Raw genomic sequence first — 22,547 nt, forward strand, 5'->3', positions numbered from 1 at the left:
CTTACGCCCGGTGGATGGTTTCGCGCCCGCCCGGCATCCGGTCGAGCGCGTAGCGGCCCGCGCCGAATGCCGCCACCTGCAGCAGGCCGCCGGCGATCGCGATGTTCTTGACCAGCTGGATGGCCTGCGCAATGCCGCCGAACGGATTGTGGAAGATGATACCGGCGACCAGGCAGTACACCGCAAGGACGAGCGCCACCATGCGCGTCCTGATGCCCAGGACGAGCATGGCGCCGCCGCCCAGCCCAAGCAAGACGGCAATGGCCAGGCCGAGATGGGCAAAGGGCAGTCCTACCGCGCGGATTGCCTCGATGGTGTGGCCAGGGTCCAGTACCTTTTCGATGCCGCTGAAGAGGAAGATGATGGCCATCATGATGCGGCCGAGTGCCGGGACGGCTGAGGGACTGTCGTGGAGCAAATGGGATGACATGGATGGTCCTTTCGACTGGCGTAATTGGGTGAGGAAAGTGAGCTTTCGCGTACAGCCAGACTTACTCGGATGACGTTGATTCAGATGCAGTGGTATGTGGGCGGGTGCTTTGCGGACATGCGGCGCTGGAAACTGGAATACGGCCCGCTGGCGGAGGCAAGATGCCGGCGTGATTCCAGCTTATCGATCAGTTGAAATGCGATAGGTAAAGGCGGCAGCGCATGCGGGGCATGTCGCCGATTGGCGCTTTGGTGCGCAATTCACCGTCCCAATCACGCGACTTTTTTTGCGATTCACGGTTGCGCGCTCACAAAGAATGCGCGTACTTTACGTGATTGAATTTGTCAAATCGAGAAGATGTGATATTGTCGCGGGCATCGGGCAAAATCGATCGAATAATAGGACGCTGAACCAAACAGTATGCACGGAAGCGAAGCGAAAAGAACAAGCCGGCTTGTCTGACCAATTGCTCAGGCAAGGCGGCTTTTTCTTTTCGCACCCGCAAGGGTAGCGATGTGAAACGCTGGAACGGTGACCTGTCGACGTTGGCTGAAGCGCTGCAACTGTGAGGAGTTGCAGCAGTTCAGCCGGTGCCGGATTCATTGGCCTAAATCGACGCTTGCTTTGGTCCGATGAATAATTCGCCGGGTTTGATCCGGCGGGTTTTAAACCTTGAGCGTATTTCTCATCGCAGATGAAGGAGAACAAGAATGGCAACCGCTAAGAAACCAGCAGCAAAGGCAGCAGTAAAGAGCGCGCCTTCGTCCACGACGAAGTCGAATGCAAAGACTGCAGCAGAGAAACCAGTCGCAAAGAAAGTCGCGACCAAGACCACCACCACCAAGGCAGTCGCCAAGCCGGCAGCCAAGGCAGTGAGCAAGCCGGCAGCGAAAACCGCTGCTAAGCCTGTTGCAAAGAAAGCTACTGCTACCAAGACCGCCGCGACCAAAACCACTGCTACCAAAGCAACGGCCAAAACCGCGACCAAATCGGCAGCAAAGCCTGCAGTGAAGAAAGCCGCTGCTAAACCAGCAGCTAAGTCGGCAACCAAGCCGGCAGCGAAGAAAGCTGCTGCTAAACCGGCAGCGAAGAAAGCCGTCGCTAAACCGGCAGCGAAGAAAGCCGCCGCTAAACCGGCAGCCAAGCCGGCAGCAAAGAAAGCCGCTGCTAAACCAGCAGCTAAGTCGGCAACCAAGTCGACAACTAAGTCGGCAACCAAGCCGGCAGCAAAGAAAGCCGCCGCTAAACCAGCAGCCAAGCCGGCAGCGAAAAAGGCCGCCGCTAAACCAGCCGCCAAGTCGACCGCTAAAACCGCGACCAAAGCCGCAGCTAAACCTGCAGCCAAAAAAGCGACTGCAAGCAAGGCAGCCGCTAAACCGGTAGCGAAGAAAGCGACCGCCACCAAGGCAGCCGCCAAACCGGCAGCGAAGAAAGCGACCGCGACCAAAACCGCCGCCAAACCGGCAGCGAAGAAAGTCACCGCAAGCAAAACCGCCGCCAAACCGGCAGCAAAGAAAGCAACCGCGACCAAAACCGCCGCTAAACCGGCAGCGAAAAAAGCGACTGCGACCAAAACCGCCGCAAAACCGGCAGTAAAGAAAGCGACCGCGACTAAAACCGCCGCCAAACCGGCAGCGAAAAAAGCGACCGCCACCAAAACCGCCGCAAAACCAGCTGTGAAGAAAGCGTCGCCCGCAGCAAAAAAAGCCTCGCCGGCCGCTAATAAAGCTGCGCCGGCTGCAAACAAGGCTGCTCCAGCCGCTAAAAAAGCTGCACCAGTGAAAGCTGCAGCAACCAAGACCGTTGCCGCAAAGCCAGAAGTCAAGCCAGCAGTCGTGACCAAGGCCGAAGCCAAGCCGGAAGCGAAAGTCGACACCAAGGCCGAAACCAAGCCGGAAGTGAAGACCGACGCCAAGGTCGAAGCCAAGCCGGAAGCGAAAAAGCCAGCGGCCAAGAAGCCGGCCGCCAAGCCGGCAGCGACGACCACCGCCGCGCAACCGGCAGCCGCACCTGCGGCCGCTCCGGCAGCGCCAAGCGCCGCTCCTGCAGCAAAGACCGTGCTGGCGCCGACCGCCTGGCCGTTCCCGACCAGCAGCCGTCCTTAATACCGGACGACGCCCAACCTGCCGCGCACCATGTGCGCATGGCAAGTCGGGTCTGCTTCAGGCACAATGCCGCTGTGTGATTGTTCGCACAGCGGTTTTTTTTTGAGGAGAGTCCGTGCTGTCCATTCTTCAGTTTATCGTCGATATCATCGCAGGCTTGCTGGGTGGGGTGCTGCTGCTGCGCTTCTGGACGAACGCCATCCGCGTGCGCCTGCCCGACCAGATCCGCCAGTTCGTGCACACCATTACCGACTGGCTGGTGATGCCGCTGCGGCGCGTGGTGCCGGGCACCAAGGGCTACGACTGGGCGAGCCTGATCGGCGCCTTCCTGGTGGTGCTGGTGGCCAGCACGCTCCTGCTGCTACAAGGCGGCAGCGGCGAGATGGTGCTGCTGTATGCGCTGCACCGCTTCCTGAACTGGATCCTGTACGGCTTCATGGCGCTCCTGATCATCGAGGCGATCTTCAGCTGGGTGAACCCGAACGCGCCGCTGGCGCCGTTCGTGCACGCCCTGAACCAGCCGGTGCTGCGCCCGATCCGGCGCGTGGTCCCGCCGATCGGCGGCATTGACCTGTCGGTGCTGGTGGCGCTGGTGCTGATCCAGATCCTGCTGTTCGTGTTGAGGCAGGTGTTCGGCTTCTGACCGTCGACCCCCACAACAAAATGGCCCTGCATCGCAGGGCCATTTTTTTATCCTGCGCAGGCGGGAAAATCAGCGGAAGGTGAAGCCGAACGCCGCCTCGAACTGCTGGTCGAATTCCTGCGGCGTGAAGCTGTGGTTCTGGCCGCCTTGCGAGGCGATCTTGATCGCGCCCAGCAGGCTGGCGATGCGGCCGCTGGTCGGCCAGTCGAGGCCATTGGTGATGCCGAACAGCAGGCCGGCGCGGTAGGCGTCGCCGCAGCCGGTCGGGTCGACCACGTTGGCTGCCTGCACGGCCGGGATGCGATGGTGCTCGCCACCGGCGTGGATGTCGGAACCTTCGGCGCCGCGCGTGATGATCAGCGCGTCCAGGCGCGCCGCGATATCGGCCTGGGACAAACCGGTGCGGTCCATCACCATCTCGAATTCATAGTCGTTGCACGCCAGGTAGCTGGCCTGGCCGATGAAGGTGATCAGCTCGTCGCCCGAGAACATCGGCAGCTGCTGGCCCGGATCGAACATGAACGGCACCTTCAGTTCGGCGCAGTCGCGTGCGTGCTTGATCATGCCGTCGCGGCCGTCCGGCGAGATGATCGCCACCGCCAGCTGGCCCTGGTCGGCCACGTTGTTCTCGTGCGAGAACTGCATCGCGCCCGGGTGGAAGGCGTTGATCTGGTTGTTGTCCTGGTCGGCGGTGACGAAGCACTGCGCGGTATAGGCGTCGGCGATGGTGCGGATGCCGCGCGTCTGGAGTCCTTGCTCCTGCATGCGTTTAAGGTAGTCGCCGCCGTCCATGCCCAGGGTGCCCATGATCAGCGGTTCGCCGCCCAGCAGCTGGAGGTTGTAGGCGATGTTGGCCGAGCAGCCGCCGTATTCGGTGCGCAGGGTCGGCACCAGGAACGACACGTTCACGCGGTGCAGCTGGTCGGCCAGCAGGGTGTCGCCGAAGCGGCCGTGGTATTGCATGATCTTGTCGAATGCGAGCGAGCCGCAGATCAGGGCGGTTTTGGTCATGGGGTCAGCCTTCAGGGGTAGAAAACGGCAATGTGGTAGCCGGAAGGTTCGAGTCCTTCCAGCCTGAAATGGATCTTGACCGGCTGCTCGGCGCGCGCGCCGAAGCCGGTGATGGAGTCGGCAAGCTGGGGAACGTAGTCGCGCGGACCGAACACGCGCCGCACCAGCGGCTTGTCGTCGGCGTCGTTCAGGGTCAGTTCGATGCTGGGCCACGCCAGCGCCAGGTCGCCGCCGTTGCGCAGCACGGTGCTCAGGGTATAGGCGTTGCCGCCCAGGGTAATCAACTCTCCGGTCTCGATCACCAGCGCATCGGGCCGCGCCGGCAGCCCGACCTGGCAGCCGAACAGGGCGCAGGTCGAGACCAGGGCCGGACGCAGGCCCGGATAGCGGGCGGCCAATACGTCGCGGAAGCTCACCATGGCCTGCAGGGCGAGCGCCAGCAGCAGCAGGATGCTGCCGGCGATCATCGCGATGCGCATGGCCCTGCTCGATTGCTCGCGCTGGCGGCCGCGGCGCACGAACTCGGGTTCGTCGATCTCGGGCACGCGCAGCTTGGGCGTGTCTTCGATCCGGGTCGGGGTCAGCTTGGAACGGCGCGAACGGGCGTCGGCGGCGCGTGCGCGCGGGGATTTCGCTGGCAGCGAAGGCGCAGGCGAGACGATCGGCGGCGAGCCGCCGGCCGATTCGCGCAGCAGCAGCGGCGGCGCGTCGGGCGCTGGCTGGCGCGCTGCGGGTTCGGACTCGGGGGCGGACTCAGGCTCGTCGCGCCCATCGTCCGGCGGCGGGGCGGCCACGATCTCTTCGTCGACCGGTAGCTCGGCCACCGCGGCGCCCGTATCCGGCTCGAGATCGACCGTGGCCTGCCCGTCGTTGGTGGCATGCGGCAGGATCCCGAACGGCGACAGCGTACGGTCGAATTCGAGCGTATAGATCGGTTGTTCGGTGTCGTCGGTCGCGGGAAGGTCTGGCGCAATGGCCGGTTCGGCGACTGAAGGAGGCGGAGGGGATGGGGGAAAAGACGGCGGGGCGTTCAGGTCGACCAGCCCCGTATTGCCGTCAAAGACCTGCTGGCAGGCGCCGCAGCGCACGATGCCCCCACGCAGCTTGAGCTGGTCCGCGGCGACGCGGAACAGCGTGCCGCAGTGGGGGCATTGGGTGGCGAGCGCCATGCCTGCCTAGCCGCCAGAGCGGGGCGGCGGCGCGCTGTCCTGGCCGAGCGTCCCGTGAAGGGCAACCCAGCCGTCCTGCTCGGCCCAGACGCCCAGCTTGATGAAAGGTGCATAGGCGGCGGCGACTTCTTCCGCCTGGCGCGCCAGCACGCCCGACAGGATCAGCGAACCGCCAGCGGCCACGCGGCCGGCCAGCATCGGCGCCATCAGCTTCAATGGGCTCGACAGGATGTTGGCCACGACGATGTCGAACTTGCCGCCCGCATGACGCTCGTTGCCGGAGGCAGCGAAGGTGTCGGGCAGGTAGTAGTCGATCTCGACTTTGTTACGTTCGGCGTTGGCGCGCGCCGATTCGATCGCCTGCGGATCGATGTCGACGCCGGCGACGTCTTGCGCGCCCAGCTTCTTGGCTACCATCGCCAGGATGCCCGAGCCGCAGCCGTAGTCCAGCACCGACTTGCCCGGCGCAGGATGGGCCTCGAGCCACTCCATGCACAGGCGGGTGGTCGGATGGCTGCCGGTGCCGAAGGCCAGGCCCGGATCGAGTTCGAGGATCAGGCCGGACGGATCTGGCGCTTCGTGCCAGCTCGGCACGACCCAGATGTTCTTGCCGATGTGGATAGGCTCGAACTGCGATTGCGTCAGGCGCACCCAGTCAGCGTCTTCGACCTTGCGGGTGGTGAAGGCCGGCACCACGGCCAGCTTGACCGCCTGCGCGGCCTCGGTGACGATTGCCAGCTGGTCGGCGTCGGTGTCGGTCAGGGCCACGACGCGGCTGTGGTCCCATGCGGCCTCGGTCGGCTCCATGCCCGGCTCGCCGAACAGGGGTTTTTCGTCCTCGGTGCCTTCATCGGCGTCCTCGACGGACACCGACAGCGCGCCGGCTTCCATCAGGGCGTCGGACAGCGCTTCCGCGTGGTCGCGGGCGATCTCGATGACGACTTCAGTCCAGCTCATTCTTGTACCTTGGCTTCCGATTTGGCGCCGAGCGCCGTTTCCTTCGGCAGGTCGGGCTTGGCGGCCAGCTTCTGCTCCAGGTAGTGGATGTTGGTGCCGCCTTCGATGAAGCGGGCGTCGACCATCAGTTCGCGATGCAGCGGAATATTGGTGAGGATACCTTCAACCACCATTTCGGAGAGCGCGATTTGCATGCGGCGGATTGCCTGCTCACGGGTCGCACCGTACGAAATTACCTTGCCGATCATCGAGTCGTAATGAGGTGGCACATAGTATCCCGCATACGAGTGCGAATCGACACGGATGCCAGGGCCGCCCGGCGGATGCCAGCCGGTGATGCGGCCTGGCGACGGGGTGAACTTGAACGGATCCTCGGCATTGATGCGGCACTCGATCGAGTGCCCCGACAGCATGATGTCGCGCTGGCGGAAGCGCAGCTTCTCGCCGCAGGCGATGCGGATCTGCTCCTGCACGATGTCGATCCCGGTGATCATCTCGGTGACCGGGTGCTCGACCTGGACGCGGGTGTTCATCTCGATGAAGTAGAACTCGCCGTTCTCGTACAGGAATTCGAAGGTGCCGGCGCCGCGGTAGCCGATCTTGCGGCAGGCTTCGGCGCAGCGGTCGCCGATCTTCTCGATCAGTTTGCGCGGGATGCCCGGCGCCGGCGCTTCCTCGATCACCTTCTGGTGGCGGCGCTGCATCGAGCAGTCGCGTTCGCCCAGCCAGACGGCGTTCTTATGTTCGTCGGCCAGGATCTGGATCTCCACGTGACGCGGATTCTCCAGGAACTTCTCCATATAGACTTCCGGATTGCCGAAGGCGGTGCCGGCTTCGGTCTTGGTCATCTGCACGGCGTTGAGCAGCGCGGCTTCGGTATGCACCACGCGCATGCCGCGGCCACCGCCGCCGCCGGCGGCCTTGATGATGACCGGGTAGCCCACGCGGCGCGCGGTCTGCACGATTTCCTTCGGGTCGTCCGGCAGGGCGCCGTCCGAACCGGGCACGCACGGCACGCCGGCGCGGATCATCGCCTGCTTGGCCGAGACCTTGTCGCCCATCAGGCGGATCGAGTCGGAACGCGGGCCGATGAAGACGAAGCCCGATTTCTCGACGCGCTCGGCGAAGTCGGCGTTCTCGGACAGGAAGCCATAGCCCGGGTGGATCGCTTCGGCGTCGGTCACTTCGGCCGCGCTGATAATCGCGGGCATGTTCAGGTAGGACAGGGTCGATTGCGCCGGTCCGATGCAGACCGATTCGTCCGCCAGTTTCACGTACTTGGCGTCCTTGTCGGCCTCGGAGTGGACGACGACCGTCTTGATGCCCAGCTCGCGGCAGGCGCGCTGGATACGCAGCGCGATTTCACCACGGTTGGCGATGAGGATTTTTTCAAACATGGTAGGTCCGGTATTCAGTGAAAACCGGCGCGGCTGAAACAACAGGCGGCGCCGGACACGTCATGGAGGTTAGCCGGCGGCGCGTCATGCGCGCGGCCGGCTTGGAGAAGCAGATCAGCCGATCACGAACAGTGGCTGGCCGAATTCGACCGGCTGGCCGTTTTCCACGAGGATCTTGGTGACGGTGCCGGAGACATCGGCATCGATTTCGTTCAGGAGCTTCATCGCTTCGATGATGCACAGGGTGTCGCCTTCCTTGATGTTCGCGCCGACTTCGACGAAGGCGGCGGCGCCAGGCGCGGACGAACGGTAGAAGGTGCCGACCATCGGCGACTTGACCACGTGGCCGGTCGGTTCGGCGGCGACGGCCGGCGCGGCTGCCGGCGCTGGCGCGGCGGCAGGAGCCGCGGGCGCCGAGTATTGCTGCACGCCCTGGTGCGGCAGCATGACCATCTGGTTCTGCGGGATTGCGGACGACTTGACGATGCGAACCTTGCTTTCGCCTTCGGTCACTTCGAGTTCGGCGATGTCCGATTCAGCGACCAGGTCGATCAAAGTCTTGAGTTTTCGTAGATCCATGTGAAACCCCTTGGAATTATTCGTTTTAGAGAGCAGGCCGCTACCATCAGGATAGTCGAACGGCCGCTGTTACATGAAGTTGACGTAGATTAACGCTATTTAAGTGCGAAGTCGATGGCAAACCGATATCCGTCCGTCCCCAGCCCGCAGATCACGCCGCGCGCGATTCCCGACAAATAAGAATGGTGCCGGAAGGACTCGCGTTGGTGGATATTCGAAATATGCACCTCCACGAAGGGAATGGCCACCGAGGCGAACGCATCGCGCAGGGCTACGCTGGTATGGGTCAGGCCGCCAGGGTTGATGACGATAAAATCCACGCCCTCGCTGCGCGCGGCATGGATACGGTCGATCAACGCTCCCTCATGGTTGCTCTGGAAGTGTTCCAGTGCTGCGCCAGCTGCCTGGGCTTGTGCGACTGCCGCCTGCTCGATGTCGGCCAGTGTGGCCGTTCCGTACACCGCCGGTTCCCGCGTCCCCAATAAATTGAGGTTGGGGCCGTTCAGCAGCAGGAGCTTTTTCGCCATGGTGAGTGTCTGGTTGCCCGAAAGTCAGGCATTGTGCCGCCTAGCTCAGCTATTGGCAAGCGGTAAAATTGCCGGTCGATAGGAGGAATTGGCAGCAGTTATAATCGTACGACCGTTCGCAATTTGCCCGGGTCACGAGCCCAACTTTGCAAGGTCGGCGCGCAATTCGTCGAACTTCAGTTCGCCGAGATACGTCTTGATCACCTGGCCGTCGGCGCCGATCAATACCGTATACGGCAAGCCGCCATTCGTATTGCCGAACCCGCGCGACAGCTCGGTGCCGCCCATGCCGCCCACGTACAGCGGATAGGTGACATTCATCTTGGCGGCGAACTCGCTCATATTGGTGGGCGAATCGATGCCGATGCCGATCACGTTGAAGCGCTTGCCGCCATCCTCGCTCGCCAGGTGCATCAGTTCGGGCATCTCGCGCACGCAGGGACCGCACCAGGTGGCCCAGAAATTGACCAGCAAGGGCTTGCCCTTCCACTGGGCCAGCGGCTGCGGCTTGCCTTCGAGGTCGTTGAGCGATTGTGCATACAGGTTGATGGCCGGGTTGGTGACCTGGCCGTCGTGGGCGACAGTCGCCGGAGCCACGGTCGCCGGTTTCTTGTAGACCGCCACCAGGGCGCCCATCACGCCGAACAGTGCGGCGACTGCCGCATACGCGGCCAGATGTTTCTTGTTCATTCTTCAGCTTTCACTGGGTTCACTCTTGTCGTCCGCCGCGATCAGCGCGCGCAGGCCGCCGATGTCGACGCGTTGCACACGGCCGTCGGCGCGCGGCTTGAGCGCGCCGCGCAGGTCTTGATACTCATACAGTTCGGCATGCACCGTTTCCTTCATCCAGGGGAAGGTCACGGTCTCGACCGCGGCATGGCGGCCCCCCTTGAAATGCGGGGTTTCCGAAATGTCGATATTAACATTGCGGTTGAGCAAGTAGATTTCCACCTCTTTGGCACTGTCGGCGAACAACTGAAGGTGGATGTGGTCATGCTCGCCCGCGGTGCCGTTGAGGACGGCGCCGGTGAGATAGGGATGGAAGTCGGCCAGCGCTTCCATCACCTGCAGCGCGGTGGCGCGCAGGTGCGCCAGGCGTTCGGTATGGGCGGCGCCGCCGAACAGGGCCAGGTATTTACGCACCTCGTCCTCGATCTGCCCGTCGTCGGGCAGCATATTCGGTTTAGGTGGGGTGACGCCCAGCACCTGGCGGGCGGCCTTGCGGCGGGCGGTATCGAGATCGGCGCCGTCCTGCGCGATCATGCGCGCAGCGGACAGGGCGATCTCGTTACGCAACTGGAGGAGATCGTTGTTCAGATTCGGCATCATGCCTGGGATCATACTCTTGAACGGAAAATGACAGCGGCTCGGGTAGAATCGCGTATTCGTCCATTCATTATTGGCTAGACATTCTCTCCATGCACATTCATATCCTCGGCATCTGCGGCACCTTCATGGGCGGCCTGGCCGTCCTGGCCAAGGAGGCGGGCCACCGCGTGACCGGTTGCGATGCCAACGTCTATCCTCCGATGAGCACCCAGCTGGAAGCCCAGGGGATCGAATTGATCCAGGGCTATGGCCCGGAGCAGGTAGCGCTGGATCCCGACCTGTATGTGATCGGTAATGTCATGACGCGCGGCAATCCGCTGATCGAAGAGATCCTGAACCGCGGCCTGCCTTATGTCTCGGGCCCGCAGTGGATCGGCGAACACATCTTGCGCGAAAAATGGGTGCTGGCCGTGGCCGGCACGCACGGCAAGACCACGACCACCTCGATGCTGGCCTGGATCCTGGAAGACGCGGGCTATGCGCCTGGCTTCCTGATCGGCGGCGTGCCGATGAATTTCGGCGTCTCGGCGCGCCTGCATGGCGACCAGCCGAGCGACTTCTTCGTGATCGAGGCCGACGAATACGACACCGCCTTCTTCGACAAGCGCAGCAAGTTCGTGCACTACCACGCCAAGACCGCGGTGCTGAACAACCTGGAATACGACCACGCCGACATCTTCCCCGACATCGGCGCCATCGAGACCCAGTTCCACCACCTGGTGCGCACCGTGCCGGGCGTGGGCCGGCTGGTCGTGAATGGCGACGAAGCGTCGATCGGCCGCGTGCTCAAGCGCGGCTGCTGGAGCGACAAGGAAAGCTTCGGTTCGGCCGACGGCGTCGACTGGGCGATGGTCGAACATCCGGGCGGCGCCAGCTTCGACGTCCTGTTCAAGGGCGAGCTGCAGGGCACCGTGCACTGGGACCTGAGCGGCAAGCACAACCGCTCGAACGCGCTGGCCGCGATCGCCGCCGCGCGCCACGTCGGCGTACCGACCGCCCAGGCCATCGACTCGCTGGCGCGCTTCCAGAACGTCAAGCGCCGCATGGAAGTGCGCGGCGTGGTCAATAACATCACCGTGGTCGACGACTTCGCCCACCATCCGACGGCGATCGCCACCACGGTCGGCGGCCTGCGCCAAAAACTGGGAACGGGCGGGCGCATCCTGGCCGTGCTCGAGCCGCGCTCGAACACGATGAAGCTGGGCGCCATGAAGGATGCGCTGCCGGGCAGCCTGAAGGATGCCGACCTGGTGTTCGGCTTCGGCAGCCAGCAGGCGCTGGGCTGGTCGCTGGCCGACGCCCTGAAACCGCTGGGCAAGATCGCGCACAGCTTCGACCAGATCGACTATATGGTGCAGGCCATCGTGCAGCAGGCGCAGCCGGGCGACCACATCCTGGTGATGAGCAACGGCGGCTTTGGCGGCGTGCACCAGAAACTGCTGGACGCGCTGGCGCCATGAGTTCGGCCCCGTACCTGCTGTACCTGCACGGCTTTCGCTCCTCGCCGCGCTCGTTCAAGGCGCGCGTGGTGCAGGAAAAGCTCGAGCAGGCAGGGCTGGGTGAGCGCCTGATCTGCCCGCAGCTGCAAGCGTCGCCGAAGGCGGCGATGGACCTCGCGCTGGCGCTGGCCGAACGATATGCGCCGGATAATCTAACGATCGTCGGCTCTTCGCTGGGCGGATTTTATGCATGCTGGCTGGCCGAACGCCTGGGCGTGCGCGCGGCCGTCATCAATCCTTCGGTCGACCCGACGCGCAACCTTGAGAGGCATGTCGGCGTGACCACCGCCTGGCACTCCGACGAACCGTTCGAATTCCGCCAGGAGTACATCGGCGAGTTGCAGGCGCTGCGCGTGGCGCGGATCACCCGGCCGGAGCGTTACTTCCTGCTGGCCGCGACCGGCGACGAAGTGCTGGACTACCGCGATATGGTGGCCCACTATGCCGGGGCGCGCCAGCACGTGATCGAGGGCAGCGACCATGCGATCCCGGAATTCGCGCAGTATGTGGATGAGGTATTGGCGTTCTGCGGCTTTGGCCCGGTGGACGCGGCGCAGTGAAGGGCAAGTCTTTACGCCTGGCTGCGTGGCAGCCGCATGCGCGCGCGGTGCGCGCGCCGGAAGGCATGCACGACTGGCTGCTCACACAAGGTTCGCTGACGGCGCGCCTGGTGTCCTGCAGCGCCGTGTTCCGGGTGCGCCGCCTGCACCAGCGCAGCGCCACCTGCCTGGCGGACGAGGCGCAGGCGATTGGCCTGGCGCGTCCCCAGCGGGCGTGGGAACGCGAAGTGCTGCTGGAGTGCGATGGCAAGCCGGTGGTATTCGCCCACACGGTGGTGCCGATGGATTGCGACGCCACCGATTGGCCGCTGTTCTCGGCGCTGGGCGAGCGCTCGCTGGGCTCCACGCTGTTCTACGATCCGCTGGTGCGACGTGGGCAACTGGAATTTGCGCGTCTGTCTGCCGACCATCCACTGGTGCGCCGTGCGCACGCGGCGCTCGGCAAGCCAGGCGACACTGACACGAACATTTATTACGCGCGGCGCTGCGTCTATCGCCGCCGTCAAGGCCTGCTCCTGGTCACCGAGGTATTCTTGCCCGCGGTGCTGAGTCTGAGAGCGGCCGCAACCATGAAGAACATTACTTAACTATGAACGTATTTTTCGAGGAATCGGGCGACTTCAAGGTCGGCGCCATCCTGTCGCAAGCGGGCGAGGCCTATCAGGTGGAGATGCCGAGCGGTAAGCGCACCAAGGTCAAGACGCGCGACGTGCTGCTGCAGTTCGAGAAGCCCGAGCCGCAAGCCCTGCTGGACGCGGCCAAGGCGATCGTCGCCGAGGTCGATCTCGATTTCCTGTGGGAAGTCGCAGGCGAAGAAGAATTCGGTTTCGCCGAGCTGGGCGCCGAATATTTCGGCCACGCGCCGCTGCCGCACGAAGCCGCCGGCCTGGTGCTGGCCCTGCATGGCTCGCCCATCTATTTCTACAAGAAGGGCCGTGGCCGCTACAAGGCAGCGCCGGAACAGTCGCTGAAGGCGGCGCTGGCCGGTATCGAAAAGAAAAAGCAGCAGGCCATCGTCCAGGCCGGCTATGTGGAAGAGCTGAAAGCGGGCAAGCTGCCCGCTTCGATGCAGCAGATCGTGCACCAGCTGCTGTTCAAGCCCGACAAGAACACCATCGAATACAAGGCATTCGAGACGGCCGCCAACGAACTGCAGACCAGCGCGCCGCGCCTGATGCTGGACGTCGGCGGCCTGGCCTCGCCGAAGGAGCTGCACATGGGCCGCTTCCTGTTCGAGCACTTCCCGCGCGGCGCCGGTTTCGCGCCAGTGGAGATCCCGAAAGCGCCGGGCGACCTGCCGCTGGCCAATGTTGCCGCCTTCTCGATCGACGACGTCACCACCACCGAGATCGACGACGCCTTCTCGGTCGTGCACCTGGACGACGGCAACGTGCAGGTCGGCATCCACATCGCCGCGCCGGGCCTGGGCATCCGCCCGGACGACGCGATCGACAAGATCGCCCGCGCGCGCATGTCGACCGTGTATATGCCGGGCGACAAGATCACCATGCTGCCGGACGAGGTGGTCAATGCCTTCACCCTGGCCGAGGGCAACGATTGCCCGGCCTTGTCGCTGTACGCCGTGCTCGATCCGAGCGACTGGAGCGTCAAGTCGACCACGACCCGCGCCGAGCGCGTGCCGATCAAGAACAATCTGCGCCACAACGACCTCGATCACGTGGTCAATGAAGAAACGCTGGAGAGCGGCGAGGGCAACTATCCGCACAAGGACGAACTGGGCCTGCTGTGGAAGTGGGCGCTGCAGCTGGAAGCGGGCCGCATGAAGAAGCGCGAAGCCTTCGGCCTCAAGCCGGAGCAGGCGAACCGGGTCGACTTCAATTTCTACGTCGAGGACGACGTGGTCTCGATCGTGCGCCGCAAGCGCGGCGCGCCGCTGGACAAGATCGTGGCCGAGCTGATGATCTTCGCCAACAGCACCTGGGGCAAGCTGCTGCACGACTCGGGCGTGCCGGGCATCTACCGCTCGCAGACGCCAGGCGCCGGCGGCTGGGCCGCCAAGATGCAGGTGCGCATGGTCACGCACGCGGCCCCGCACCAGGGCCTGGGCGTGGACCAGTACGCCTGGAGCACCTCGCCGCTGCGCCGCTACACCGACCTGGTCAACCAGTGGCAGATCCTGGCCGCCGCCGAGCACGGCGTGACCGCGCCGCTGGTGGCGCCGTTCAAGCACCGCGACGCGACCCTGTTCGCGATCGTCTCGAGCTTCGACGCTGCGTACTCGGCCTATAACGACTTCCAGCAGAATATGGAGCGCTACTGGTGCCTGCGCTGGCTGGCGCAAGAGCAGGTGAAACAGGCCGAGGCCGTCGTGCTCAAGGACGAGCTGGTGCGCCTGGTCGACGTGCCGCTGGTGGTGCGCCTGACCGGCATGCCGCAGGTGGCGCGCGGCGCCCAGGTGAAACTCGACATCGTGCGCTGGGACGAGATCGAGCTGAACCTGGAAGCGCGCCTGCTCGAGGTGGCGTCGGCCGAACCGGATGCATCGCTCGACTACGAGGAAGAAGCGGACACCGGCGAAGCGGCGGTGGCCGAGGTGGTCGAGGCCGAAGGTGCGGTAGCGGCGGTCGATACCGGGGATGCGCCGCAGCCGGCGCCGGCGTCGGCTTCGTAGGGTTGGCGGGTCACCCGCGACGCGGTGATGGTTATCTGTGCCGATTTCGCGCCGGATGATCCCGCCGCTAACCGTCACTAGAAGGCAACGACATCCAGCTCGCGTCCGAGCGCGGCCATCGCGTTCGCGACGGTATCGATCTTCGTGTTATGGCCCAGGTCGATAATGCGATTCACTTCCTGCGGCTTGATGCCCATGAGGCGGGCCAACTGGGACGGGCCGACCTGGCGCTCGATCATCGCGTTCAGCAACAGCACCTTGGCCGACACGCTCAATGGCAGCGCGACCAAGCGCTCGCCTCTGCGTGCTTTCGAAGGCGCGGGTACAAGGCGGCTGTCCTCAAAGTAGAAGTCCATCGCGGTGACGAGCGCATCTTGCGCTTCCTTGATCGACTCATCCTCATCGTCGCCTTGGGCAATCGCCTCAGGGATATCTCGGAACGTGACGACGAATCCGCCTTCGTCGGCTGGGGTGAAGGTTGCAGGGTATTTCATACACACACTCCATGGCTTGCATTTAATTTACTGTGGTACGGTGCTACGGGGCAAAGACTTAATCGCGTGTATTACTTGAGCTTTAACTGCTTTTTTACGCCCTCGACAAGGCCTGTCTTGAGTTCCTTGCTCGGGTGCCTAGGCAGGATGGTCTGCTGCCCGTTCAGGTAGACCTTCAAGTGGTTGGCGCCATCCTTGAACGTCGCGCCTTGAAGCTCAGCCACCTGACGAACTCGCTCTGTTTCACCGCGTGTCCCCAGTGTGCTTCGACACGTCTAAGTTAGACAGGTTTGAGTGAGAGCGCAAGTGGATTTTTAAACATATTTGTTTAAATTTTCATCCTCCAAATTTGATTGTCGGCTGTTTTTGCCTGACTTGCAGCATTGATGCGTCCGAAGTTTGGAAAAAACGCCCGAGTCTTTAGCCACTAAGCGTTATCGAACCGACCACGTTCCCGGTCCTTCACGTTTTCAACCTCCCTCAACCGTTCCTGCCGGGTTAGAATTGGTCAATTCTCTGATTCAATTGCCTCACTAGGCCACCCGTAGCGCGTGAAGTCTTTCCTCCAAAACCGTCCCCTGATGATCGCCCTGGCCGTATCGGTGGCAGCCCACGCGGGCCTGCTGGCGCTGCGGTTCGCCGCGCCGGAGGCTTTCCGCCACCAGCCGGCCGATCCCGGACTGGAAGTGGTGCTGGTCAATGCCAAGCACGACCGGGCGCCAGCCAAGGCCGACGCGCTGGCGCAGGCCAACCTGGACGGCGGCGGCACGGCCGAGGCTGGCCGAGCGAAGTCGCCGCTGCCCGACCTGCGCAAGGTCGAGGACGGCGACAGCATCAAGGCCCTGCAGCGCCGCATCTCCGAACTCGAGCGATTGCAGCAGAACGTGCTGACACGGGCTCGCGGCGGCGGCAATTTCACCGCGCCGCCGGTCACCGAGCGCGAAAAGCCGGATCCCACCCGCCAGGGTGCCGACAACATCGACACCACGCGCGCCATCTCGCGCACCAGCGCCGAGATCTTCGAGCGCATCGAGGAAGAAAACCGCCGCCCCAAGCGCACGAAAATCACGCCCAGCACGCGCCAGGTCGGCTACGCGCTGTATTACAAGACGATGCAAAAGCGCATCGAGGAAGTCGGCACGCTGAATTTCCCGCAGCAGGCGGGTCGCAAGCTGTACGGCGACCTGGTGGTCTATATCCCCGTGTTCCAGGACGGCACCCTGTACCTGGGCGATGGCGGCCCGCGCGTCGAGCGCAGCTCGGGCAACCCGGCCCTCGACAAGGCCGCGCTCGAGATCGTGCGCCGCTCGGCCCCGTTCGGCGCCTTCCCGGCCAATATGCGCACCGAAGGCAAGGACGACCTGTGGGAAGTGTTCACCCGTTTCCGTTTCACCCGTGAGGACAAGATGCAGGCAACCCTTGGAGAAGCCGCCAAATGAGCGACCGCTATTGCGTCATCGGCAATCCGATCGCCCACAGCAAATCCCCGCAGATCCACGCCGCCTACGCGCTGCAGACCGGCCACGACCTGCTATACGAGCGCTGCCTGGCGCCGCCCGACGGCTTCGAGGCCACCGTGCGGCGCCTGGTCGCCGAAGGCTATCGGGGCGCCAACGTCACCTTGCCGTTCAAGCTCGACGCGGCGCGGCTGGCGACCCGGCTGGCGCCGCGCGCCCAGGCCGCCGGCGCCGTGAACACCCTGATTTTCGACCAGGGCGAGATCGTCGGCGACAACACCGACGGCCCCGGCCTGGTGGCCGACATCGTGCGCAATGCCGGCGTGCCGCTGGCCGGCAAGCGCATCCTTTTGTTGGGCGCCGGAGGCGCCGCGCGCGGCGCGCTGTTGCCGCTGCTGATGGAAAACCCGCGCCAGATCGTCATCGCCAACCGCACCCTGGCGACCGCCGAACGGCTGGCGGCCGATTTCGCGGCGCACGCCGACCGGCTGGCGGTGAGCGGTTTCCAGGACGTGGAGGGCGGCTTCGACGTGGTCATCAACGCCACCTCGGCCAGCCTGGCGGCCGACGTGCCGCCGGTGCCGGCGGCGGTATTCGGCCCCGGCGTGCTGGCGCTGGACATGATGTACGGGAAGGAGCCGACCGTGTTCATGGCATTCGCCGCGCGCCACGGCGCAAATGTGCGCGACGGCCTGGGCATGCTGGTGGAGCAGGCGGCCGAGGCCTTCCTGCTGTGGCGCGGCGTGCGGCCGGAGACGGACGGCGTGCTGGCCGCGATGCGCCAGGCAGGCTGACCATGGCCAAGTCGCGCAAGGCCGCGCCGACGCGGCGCCGCTGGATCAAGTGGATCTTCCTGGCCCCGCTGCTGCTGGTGCTGCTGGTCCAGCTGTATTTCTTCGCCATGGTGTGCTGGTATTCCCAGTTCAATCCCGGCTCGACCAGCTTCATGCGCGAGCAGCTGTCCCAGTTGCGCGAAAAGAATCCGAACGCGGCCCTCAAGCACCAGTGGGTGCCGTATGAGCGCATCTCGCGCAACTTGAAGCGCGCGGTGGTGGCCTCGGAAGACGCCAACTTCAGCGTCCACGGCGGCGTGGACTGGGAAGCGATCGAACGCGCCTATGAGCGCAACAACCGGCGCAGCAAGGTGGTCGGCGGCGGCTCGACCATCACCCAGCAACTGGCCAAGAACCTGTTCCTGTCCGGCTCGCGCAGCTATGTGCGCAAGGGGCAGGAAATGGTGATTACTTTCATGCTCGAGACGGTGATGAGCAAGGAACGCATCCTCGAGCTCTACCTGAACGTGGTCGAATTCGGCCGCGGCGTGTTCGGCGCGGAAGCTGCTGCGCGCTACTACTACAAGACCTCGGCGGCCAACCTGAGCCAGGCCCAGGCCGCCCGGCTGGCGGTGATGCTGCCCAATCCGCGCTACTACGACAAGCACCGCTCGACCAATTACCTGCAGCGCCGCACCAACGCGATCATGCGCCAGATGCGTTTCGCCGAGGTGCCTTGACGCGAAATTCTCGTTACTGAGTTGGCTCAGTGCACGGCGAACGGTTACACTTGCGCTACTTTCCGACCCGGCCAAAGATTTGCAAGAACAGCGAACGAGACCCAGCGCATGATCAACGTATTTGTCCTACAGAATGGCCGCCTGAACCAGGCAACGATCGCTTCCCGGGAAGACCTGGAAAACGTCGCGCCGGTCTGGGTCGACCTGACCGATCCGGACGAAGAAGAGCGCACCTGGGTCAAGTCCAAGTATGGCGTCACCCTGCCGGGCGAGGACGAAGTGCAGGACATCGAAGCCTCGGCGCGCTACTACGAGGCCGAAAACGGCGACCTGCACCTGCGCACCGACTTTTTGCTCGAAGAAGAAGACGGCCCGTCGCGGGTGGTCACGGTGGCCTTCATCCTGTCCGGCAAAATCCTGTTCTCGGTCCATAACGACGACTTGCCCGTGTTCCGCCTGGTGCGCATGCGCGCGCGTTCGCGGCCCGGCTCGATCGAAGACTATATGGACGTGCTGCTCGACCTGTACGCGACCGACGCCGAGTATTCGGCCGACGCGCTGGAAGGCATCTACGAAAGCCTCGAGGAAGTCTCGACCCGCGTGCTGCAGAAGGAATTCACCGACAATGACGCGGCTGCCGCGCTGAACGCGATCGCGCACGAGGAAGACTTGAACGGCCGCATCCGCCGCAATATGATGGACACCCGGCGCGCGGTCAGCTTCCTGATGCGCGGCCGGCTGCTCAATTCCGACCAGTTCGAGGAGGCGCGCCAGATCCTGCGCGACATCGAGTCGCTCGACGGCCACACGTCCTTCCTGTTCGACAAGGTGAACTTCCTGATGGACGCCACCGTCGGCTTCATCAACATCAACCAGAACAAGATCATCAAGATCTTCTCGGTGGCCTCGGTCGCCTTCCTGCCGCCGACCCTGATCGCCAGCCTGTATGGCATGAACTTCGCCCTGATGCCGGAACTGAACTGGCGCTTCGGCTATCCGTTCGCGATCGCCCTGATGGCGGCCAGCGCGGTGGCGCCGCTGCTGTACTTCCGCCGGCGGGGGTGGTTGAAGTAAGGCGTGGGAATGCGCGGCAGTTTTTCTGCCAGTGGCCTCTGCAACGTCATTCCCGCGCAGGCGGGAATCCAAGTCACTAGCGCCGCCACCAGCATTCGCTTCAGTGGTAGGGCAAGAAACTTAGGTTCCCGCCTGCGCGGGAAGTCGTTATCTCCAGTGGAGATAACGACGTGCGAGGGCCAACAATAATGCTTAGCCGATCCGCTTGAACACGCGGCGCGCCGCCTCGATCGTCTCGTCAATGACCGCATCATCGTGCTGGATCGACACAAACCCCGCTTCGAACATGGCCGGCGCGAAGTACACGCCTTCTTCCAGCATGCCGTGGAAGAAACGGTTGAAGCGTTCCTTGTCGCCCGCCATCATTTCGCTATAACTGCCCGGCACGTCCTTCGAGAAGTAGAAGCCGAACATGCCGCCCACCGAGTCGCCGCAGAAATCGATGCCCGCTTCCTGGGCCGCCGCCGTCAGCCCCGTCACCAGGCGATCCGCCGTCGCCGTCAGCTGCTCGTAGAAGCCGTCTTCCTGGATCAGCTTCAGGGTGGTCATGCCGGCCGCCACCGCCACCGGATTGCCCGACAGCGTGCCGGCCTGGTACACCGGGCCGATCGGGGCCATCTTCTGCATCAGGTCGGCGCGTCCGCCGAAGGCCGCCACCGGCATGCCGCCGCCGATCACCTTGCCCAGTGCGGTCAGGTCGGGGGTGATGCCGTACATGCCCTGGGCGCCTTCGAGGCCCACGCGGAAGCCGCACATCACCTCGTCGAAGATCAGCACCGCGCCGTGTTCGGTGCACAGTTCGCGCATGCGCTGCAGGAATTCAGGGGTGGCGCGGATCAGGTTCATATTGCCGGCCACCGGCTCCACGATCACGCAGGCGATGGTGTCGCCCATCGAGGCGAAGGCGTCTTCCAGCTGCGGGACGTTGTTATAGTCGAGCACCAGGGTGTGCTTGACGAAGTCTTCCGGCACGCCGGCCGAGGTCGGGTTGCCGAAGGTGAGCAGGCCGCTGCCGGCTTTCACCAGCAGCGAGTCGGCGTGGCCGTGGTAGCAGCCCTCGAACTTGACGATCTTGTCGCGGCCGGTGGCGCCGCGCGCCAGGCGCAGCGCGCTCATGCACGCCTCGGTGCCCGACGAGACCAGGCGCACCTGTTCGATCGACGGCAGCAGGCGGCAGATTTCCTCGGCGATCTCGATCTCGCCCTCGGTCGGCGCGCCGAACGACAGGCCATTCTCGGCCGCGGCCTGCACCGCCTTGACCACCTCAGGACGGGCGTGGCCGAGGATGGCCGGGCCCCAGGAGCCGATGTAGTCGATATAGCGCTTGCCGTCGGCGTCCCAGAAATGCGGGCCCTTGGCGCGCTCGATGAAGCGCGGGGTGCCGCCCACCGAGCGGAAGGCGCGCACCGGCGAGTTGACGCCGCCAGGGGTCGATTGCTGGGCGCGGGCAAACAGGGTGTCGTTGCGCGAGGTGGATTGTTCAGTGGTCATGATAGCTGCTTCGTGATTGGAAAGAACCCGTCCCAGCGCAGAACGCCTAGGGACGGAAGAATTTACTGGGAATGAACTTGCCCATGCCGAAGCGCTGCGCATGTTCGAGTGCGCCGGTGGTGTATTCCTGGGCCAGCGCCAGTGCCTGCGGCGCATCCATCCCGCGCGCCAGGCAGGCGGTGAAGGCGGCCGAATAGGTGTTGCCGGCGCCCAGGAAGGGGCCGGGCAGGTGCTGCCAGTCGACCCGCGCGACTTCGCCGCTGGCGTCGTACAGGCGGTTCGAGCAGGCGCCGTGTTCGTCGCGGCTGCCGGTCACCAGCACGTAATGCAGGCCGCTCGAGGTGAGCTCGGCCACGTCTTCCTCGAAGTCGCCGTCCTTGCCCTCGGCGCCATCGCGCCACAGTTCGGCCATGCGGCCCAGTTCGGACTGCGACAGGATCAGGGCGGTGGCCTGCGGCGCCAGGATCGAGCGCAGCGCGGACAGCATTTCCTCGTCGCCCAGGCCGGCGTCGGGCAGGGCCGACAGGAAGGGGTCGAGGACCAGCGGCGCATCCGGGTAGTCGGACACGATCTCGGCGATCGCAGCCAGGTGCAGGGCCGAGCCGACGGCGCCGACCTTGAAGGCGGCGATCGGCATGTCTTCCAGCAGGGTGCGCGCCTGCTCGGCCATCCAGTCGCTGTCGAGCTCGTACATATTCTCGATGCGTGCACTGTCCGAGACCAAGAGGCCGGCGATGGCCGACAGCCCGTGGCACCCGAGGGCGGCGAATGCGGCGCAATCGGCCTGCACGCCGATGGCGCCGACGGGATCGCAGACGCCGAAGCTCAGGATGAGGGGGAACGTTTGGTTTTGCACGTCGGGTAGATTAAGATGCCGGATTCCGATTCCACATTTTACTAGATACAAGGACCAATACTGTGAGTACCGAATCCACCGCGCCTTTCCAGACCTGGATGTGCCTGATTTGTGGCTGGGTCTATGACGAGGCTACCGGTTCGCCAGACGATGGCATCGCTCCCGGTACGCGCTGGGCCGACGTTCCGATGAACTGGACCTGCCCGGAGTGCGGCGCGCGCAAGGACGACTTCGAAATGACGATGATCTGAACCCCGATTCATGCAATAAAGATCACAATGTGATCAGCTTGCCAATGGCATCTCGTCCACTCTCGGGATGCCATATTACGCAATAGTTGACTCCCTGCAACACTTTGCGCACAAGAAAGATGCGCTGTGCTATCGTGGCGCTTCAAGCCGAAGTGAAACGAAAATGACGACATCGCCGCAATCCACGGCCCTGACCATCATGGTAATCGACGACAGCAGCACGATCCGCCGCTCCGCCGAGATTTTCCTGAACCAGGCCGGTTACCAGGTGGTGTTGGCCGACGACGGCTTCGACGCCCTGGCCAAGATCAACGACCATCATCCGGCGCTGGTGTTTTGCGACATCCTGATGCCGCGCCTGGACGGTTACCAGACCTGCGCCCTGATCAAGAAGAGCGCGCGTTTTCGCGCGACGCCGGTCCTGATGCTGTCGTCCAAGGATGGCCTGTTCGACCGCGCGCGCGGCGCGATGGTCGGCGCCAGCGCCTATCTCACCAAGCCCTTTACCAAAGACAGCCTGCTGGCGGCCGTGCGCGAGCATGCCATGTCCCAGGCCTGACCTATCTACCGAGC

At 64.0% G+C, this 22,547-nt stretch carries 26 protein-coding genes; 12 read left to right on the forward strand and 14 right to left on the reverse strand.

All coding sequences use genetic code 11. The features are described 5' to 3' along the window. Nucleotide 1: 1 nt before the first annotated feature. Nucleotides 2–430, reverse strand: coding sequence for a DoxX family protein (locus AC3A6F_RS14750; protein ID WP_487681940.1), 429 nt, complete (start codon nucleotides 428–430; stop codon nucleotides 2–4). 685 nt (nucleotides 431–1,115) lie between these two features. Continuing rightward, nucleotides 1,116–2,177: a hypothetical protein gene (locus AC3A6F_RS14755; RefSeq protein WP_487681942.1), complete on the reverse strand. Its 1,062-nt coding sequence runs from the start codon at nucleotides 2,175–2,177 to the stop codon at nucleotides 1,116–1,118. A 31-nt stretch (nucleotides 2,178–2,208) separates the two neighbouring features. Between AC3A6F_RS14755 and AC3A6F_RS14760 the strand changes: the two genes are divergently transcribed. Both AC3A6F_RS14760 and AC3A6F_RS14765 read left to right on the forward strand, forming a co-directional pair. Continuing rightward, nucleotides 2,209–2,535, forward strand: a complete 327-nt coding sequence (locus AC3A6F_RS14760) for a hypothetical protein (protein ID WP_487681943.1) — start codon at nucleotides 2,209–2,211, stop codon at nucleotides 2,533–2,535. 115 nt (nucleotides 2,536–2,650) lie between these two features. Next, nucleotides 2,651–3,178: a YggT family protein gene (locus AC3A6F_RS14765; protein ID WP_123071999.1), complete on the forward strand. Its 528-nt coding sequence runs from the start codon at nucleotides 2,651–2,653 to the stop codon at nucleotides 3,176–3,178. Between the two features lie 69 nt (nucleotides 3,179–3,247). Here AC3A6F_RS14765 and AC3A6F_RS14770 read toward each other — a convergent pair whose 3' ends face one another. From AC3A6F_RS14770 to AC3A6F_RS14805, 8 genes are all read right to left on the reverse strand, one after another. Next, nucleotides 3,248–4,189 (reverse strand): carbohydrate kinase family protein, encoded by a 942-nt coding sequence (locus tag AC3A6F_RS14770; RefSeq protein WP_487681946.1) that lies wholly within the window; start codon nucleotides 4,187–4,189, stop codon nucleotides 3,248–3,250. A gap of 11 nt (nucleotides 4,190–4,200) precedes the next feature. After that, nucleotides 4,201–5,358, reverse strand: a complete 1,158-nt coding sequence (locus tag AC3A6F_RS14775; RefSeq protein ID WP_487681948.1) for a DUF3426 domain-containing protein — start codon at nucleotides 5,356–5,358, stop codon at nucleotides 4,201–4,203. A 6-nt stretch (nucleotides 5,359–5,364) separates the two neighbouring features. After that, nucleotides 5,365–6,315, reverse strand: a complete 951-nt coding sequence (gene prmA / locus AC3A6F_RS14780) for a 50S ribosomal protein L11 methyltransferase (RefSeq protein WP_147933321.1) — start codon at nucleotides 6,313–6,315, stop codon at nucleotides 5,365–5,367. Continuing rightward, complete coding sequence (accC, locus tag AC3A6F_RS14785) at nucleotides 6,312–7,712, reverse strand: acetyl-CoA carboxylase biotin carboxylase subunit (protein WP_123072003.1); 1,401 nt, start codon at nucleotides 7,710–7,712, stop codon at nucleotides 6,312–6,314. Before accC ends, prmA begins: the two co-directional genes overlap by 4 nt. A 114-nt stretch (nucleotides 7,713–7,826) precedes the next feature. After that, nucleotides 7,827–8,291 carry an acetyl-CoA carboxylase biotin carboxyl carrier protein gene (accB, locus tag AC3A6F_RS14790; protein ID WP_147933322.1) on the reverse strand — a complete coding sequence of 155 codons (465 nt, stop codon included), beginning with the start codon at nucleotides 8,289–8,291 and terminating at the stop codon, nucleotides 7,827–7,829. 95 nt (nucleotides 8,292–8,386) lie between these two features. Continuing rightward, nucleotides 8,387–8,818 carry a type II 3-dehydroquinate dehydratase gene (gene aroQ, locus AC3A6F_RS14795; protein WP_123072005.1) on the reverse strand — a complete coding sequence of 144 codons (432 nt, stop codon included), beginning with the start codon at nucleotides 8,816–8,818 and terminating at the stop codon, nucleotides 8,387–8,389. Between the two features lie 132 nt (nucleotides 8,819–8,950). Beyond that, nucleotides 8,951–9,508, reverse strand: a complete 558-nt coding sequence (locus AC3A6F_RS14800; RefSeq protein ID WP_487681951.1) for a TlpA family protein disulfide reductase — start codon at nucleotides 9,506–9,508, stop codon at nucleotides 8,951–8,953. Nucleotides 9,509–9,511: 3 nt separating this feature from the next. Beyond that, entirely contained in the window at nucleotides 9,512–10,147 is a 636-nt protein-coding gene (locus tag AC3A6F_RS14805) for a hypothetical protein (protein ID WP_487681953.1), read from the reverse strand. 89 nt (nucleotides 10,148–10,236) lie between these two features. Between AC3A6F_RS14805 and mpl the strand changes: the two genes are divergently transcribed. From mpl to AC3A6F_RS14825, 4 genes are read left to right on the forward strand one after another with little or no spacing between them, the layout of a single operon-like run. Beyond that, nucleotides 10,237–11,607 (forward strand): UDP-N-acetylmuramate:L-alanyl-gamma-D-glutamyl-meso-diaminopimelate ligase, encoded by a 1,371-nt coding sequence (gene mpl, locus AC3A6F_RS14810; RefSeq protein WP_487681955.1) that lies wholly within the window; start codon nucleotides 10,237–10,239, stop codon nucleotides 11,605–11,607. Further along, nucleotides 11,604–12,206, forward strand: a complete 603-nt coding sequence (locus tag AC3A6F_RS14815; RefSeq protein WP_487681957.1) for a YqiA/YcfP family alpha/beta fold hydrolase — start codon at nucleotides 11,604–11,606, stop codon at nucleotides 12,204–12,206. Before mpl ends, AC3A6F_RS14815 begins: the two co-directional genes overlap by 4 nt. After that, nucleotides 12,203–12,793, forward strand: a complete 591-nt coding sequence (locus AC3A6F_RS14820; protein WP_487681959.1) for a chorismate--pyruvate lyase family protein — start codon at nucleotides 12,203–12,205, stop codon at nucleotides 12,791–12,793. The genes AC3A6F_RS14815 and AC3A6F_RS14820 overlap by 4 nt, the downstream gene beginning before the upstream one ends. 2 nt (nucleotides 12,794–12,795) lie before the next feature. Further along, nucleotides 12,796–14,838 (forward strand): ribonuclease catalytic domain-containing protein, encoded by a 2,043-nt coding sequence (locus AC3A6F_RS14825; RefSeq protein WP_487681960.1) that lies wholly within the window; start codon nucleotides 12,796–12,798, stop codon nucleotides 14,836–14,838. Nucleotides 14,839–14,915: 77 nt separating this feature from the next. Here the strand turns inward: AC3A6F_RS14825 and AC3A6F_RS14830 are convergent, their stop codons facing one another. Together AC3A6F_RS14830 and AC3A6F_RS14835 are read right to left on the reverse strand one after the other, a co-directional pair. After that, complete coding sequence (locus AC3A6F_RS14830; RefSeq protein WP_487681962.1) at nucleotides 14,916–15,332, reverse strand: type II toxin-antitoxin system HicB family antitoxin; 417 nt, start codon at nucleotides 15,330–15,332, stop codon at nucleotides 14,916–14,918. Between the two features lie 71 nt (nucleotides 15,333–15,403). Beyond that, on the reverse strand, nucleotides 15,404–15,556 hold the full coding sequence (locus tag AC3A6F_RS14835; protein WP_487681964.1) for a type II toxin-antitoxin system HicA family toxin: 153 nt from the start codon (nucleotides 15,554–15,556) through the stop codon (nucleotides 15,404–15,406). Nucleotides 15,557–15,913: 357 nt separating this feature from the next. On the opposite strand from AC3A6F_RS14835, the gene AC3A6F_RS14840 reads away from it, so the two are divergent. The 4 genes from AC3A6F_RS14840 to corA all read left to right on the forward strand — a co-directional run bounded on the left by AC3A6F_RS14840 (nucleotide 15,914) and on the right by corA (nucleotide 19,376). After that, a complete protein-coding gene (locus tag AC3A6F_RS14840; protein ID WP_487682099.1) occupies nucleotides 15,914–16,771 on the forward strand; it encodes a TonB C-terminal domain-containing protein in 858 nt (285 codons plus the stop codon). Continuing rightward, entirely contained in the window at nucleotides 16,768–17,583 is an 816-nt protein-coding gene (gene aroE / locus AC3A6F_RS14845; protein WP_487681966.1) for a shikimate dehydrogenase, read from the forward strand. Before AC3A6F_RS14840 ends, aroE begins: the two co-directional genes overlap by 4 nt. A gap of 2 nt (nucleotides 17,584–17,585) precedes the next feature. Beyond that, nucleotides 17,586–18,302, forward strand: coding sequence for a monofunctional biosynthetic peptidoglycan transglycosylase (mtgA, locus tag AC3A6F_RS14850; protein WP_487681968.1), 717 nt, complete (start codon nucleotides 17,586–17,588; stop codon nucleotides 18,300–18,302). Between the two features lie 108 nt (nucleotides 18,303–18,410). Next, on the forward strand, nucleotides 18,411–19,376 hold the full coding sequence (corA, locus tag AC3A6F_RS14855) for a magnesium/cobalt transporter CorA (protein WP_123072015.1): 966 nt from the start codon (nucleotides 18,411–18,413) through the stop codon (nucleotides 19,374–19,376). A 192-nt stretch (nucleotides 19,377–19,568) separates the two neighbouring features. Here corA and hemL read toward each other — a convergent pair whose 3' ends face one another. Beyond that, complete coding sequence (hemL, locus tag AC3A6F_RS14860; RefSeq protein ID WP_487681971.1) at nucleotides 19,569–20,867, reverse strand: glutamate-1-semialdehyde 2,1-aminomutase; 1,299 nt, start codon at nucleotides 20,865–20,867, stop codon at nucleotides 19,569–19,571. 46 nt (nucleotides 20,868–20,913) lie between these two features. Beyond that, complete coding sequence (thiD, locus tag AC3A6F_RS14865; protein WP_487681973.1) at nucleotides 20,914–21,723, reverse strand: bifunctional hydroxymethylpyrimidine kinase/phosphomethylpyrimidine kinase; 810 nt, start codon at nucleotides 21,721–21,723, stop codon at nucleotides 20,914–20,916. A gap of 98 nt (nucleotides 21,724–21,821) precedes the next feature. On the opposite strand from thiD, the gene AC3A6F_RS14870 reads away from it, so the two are divergent. Then, complete coding sequence (locus tag AC3A6F_RS14870) at nucleotides 21,822–21,974, forward strand: rubredoxin (RefSeq protein ID WP_123072063.1); 153 nt, start codon at nucleotides 21,822–21,824, stop codon at nucleotides 21,972–21,974. Nucleotides 21,975–22,137: 163 nt separating this feature from the next. Further along, the gene (locus tag AC3A6F_RS14875) at nucleotides 22,138–22,533 is read left to right on the forward strand and encodes a response regulator (protein WP_320467398.1); all 396 of its coding nucleotides are present in this window, start codon (nucleotides 22,138–22,140) and stop codon (nucleotides 22,531–22,533) included. Nucleotides 22,534–22,547: the final 14 nt, after the last annotated feature.

It is taken from the genome of Massilia sp. Soil_C_3, assembly GCF_057657035.1.

Coding starts and splice junctions, on each gene's coding strand:
- mtgA (WP_487681968.1), top strand. CDS start 17,586: ATGGCCAAGTCGCGCAAGGCCGCGCCGACGCGGCGCCGCTGGATCAAG.
- AC3A6F_RS14800 (WP_487681951.1), bottom strand. CDS start 9,508: ATGAACAAGAAACATCTGGCCGCGTATGCGGCAGTCGCCGCACTGTTC.
- AC3A6F_RS14875 (WP_320467398.1), top strand. CDS start 22,138: ATGACGACATCGCCGCAATCCACGGCCCTGACCATCATGGTAATCGAC.
- AC3A6F_RS14815 (WP_487681957.1), top strand. CDS start 11,604: ATGAGTTCGGCCCCGTACCTGCTGTACCTGCACGGCTTTCGCTCCTCG.
- AC3A6F_RS14840 (WP_487682099.1), top strand. CDS start 15,914: ATGATCGCCCTGGCCGTATCGGTGGCAGCCCACGCGGGCCTGCTGGCG.
- AC3A6F_RS14775 (WP_487681948.1), bottom strand. CDS start 5,358: ATGGCGCTCGCCACCCAATGCCCCCACTGCGGCACGCTGTTCCGCGTC.
- accC (WP_123072003.1), bottom strand. CDS start 7,712: ATGTTTGAAAAAATCCTCATCGCCAACCGTGGTGAAATCGCGCTGCGT.
- aroQ (WP_123072005.1), bottom strand. CDS start 8,818: ATGGCGAAAAAGCTCCTGCTGCTGAACGGCCCCAACCTCAATTTATTG.
- hemL (WP_487681971.1), bottom strand. CDS start 20,867: ATGACCACTGAACAATCCACCTCGCGCAACGACACCCTGTTTGCCCGC.
- accB (WP_147933322.1), bottom strand. CDS start 8,291: ATGGATCTACGAAAACTCAAGACTTTGATCGACCTGGTCGCTGAATCG.
- mpl (WP_487681955.1), top strand. CDS start 10,237: ATGCACATTCATATCCTCGGCATCTGCGGCACCTTCATGGGCGGCCTG.
- aroE (WP_487681966.1), top strand. CDS start 16,768: ATGAGCGACCGCTATTGCGTCATCGGCAATCCGATCGCCCACAGCAAA.
- AC3A6F_RS14750 (WP_487681940.1), bottom strand. CDS start 430: ATGTCATCCCATTTGCTCCACGACAGTCCCTCAGCCGTCCCGGCACTC.
- AC3A6F_RS14770 (WP_487681946.1), bottom strand. CDS start 4,189: ATGACCAAAACCGCCCTGATCTGCGGCTCGCTCGCATTCGACAAGATC.
- AC3A6F_RS14805 (WP_487681953.1), bottom strand. CDS start 10,147: ATGATGCCGAATCTGAACAACGATCTCCTCCAGTTGCGTAACGAGATC.
- AC3A6F_RS14825 (WP_487681960.1), top strand. CDS start 12,796: ATGAACGTATTTTTCGAGGAATCGGGCGACTTCAAGGTCGGCGCCATC.
- AC3A6F_RS14830 (WP_487681962.1), bottom strand. CDS start 15,332: ATGAAATACCCTGCAACCTTCACCCCAGCCGACGAAGGCGGATTCGTC.
- prmA (WP_147933321.1), bottom strand. CDS start 6,315: ATGAGCTGGACTGAAGTCGTCATCGAGATCGCCCGCGACCACGCGGAA.
- AC3A6F_RS14870 (WP_123072063.1), top strand. CDS start 21,822: ATGTGCCTGATTTGTGGCTGGGTCTATGACGAGGCTACCGGTTCGCCA.
- corA (WP_123072015.1), top strand. CDS start 18,411: ATGATCAACGTATTTGTCCTACAGAATGGCCGCCTGAACCAGGCAACG.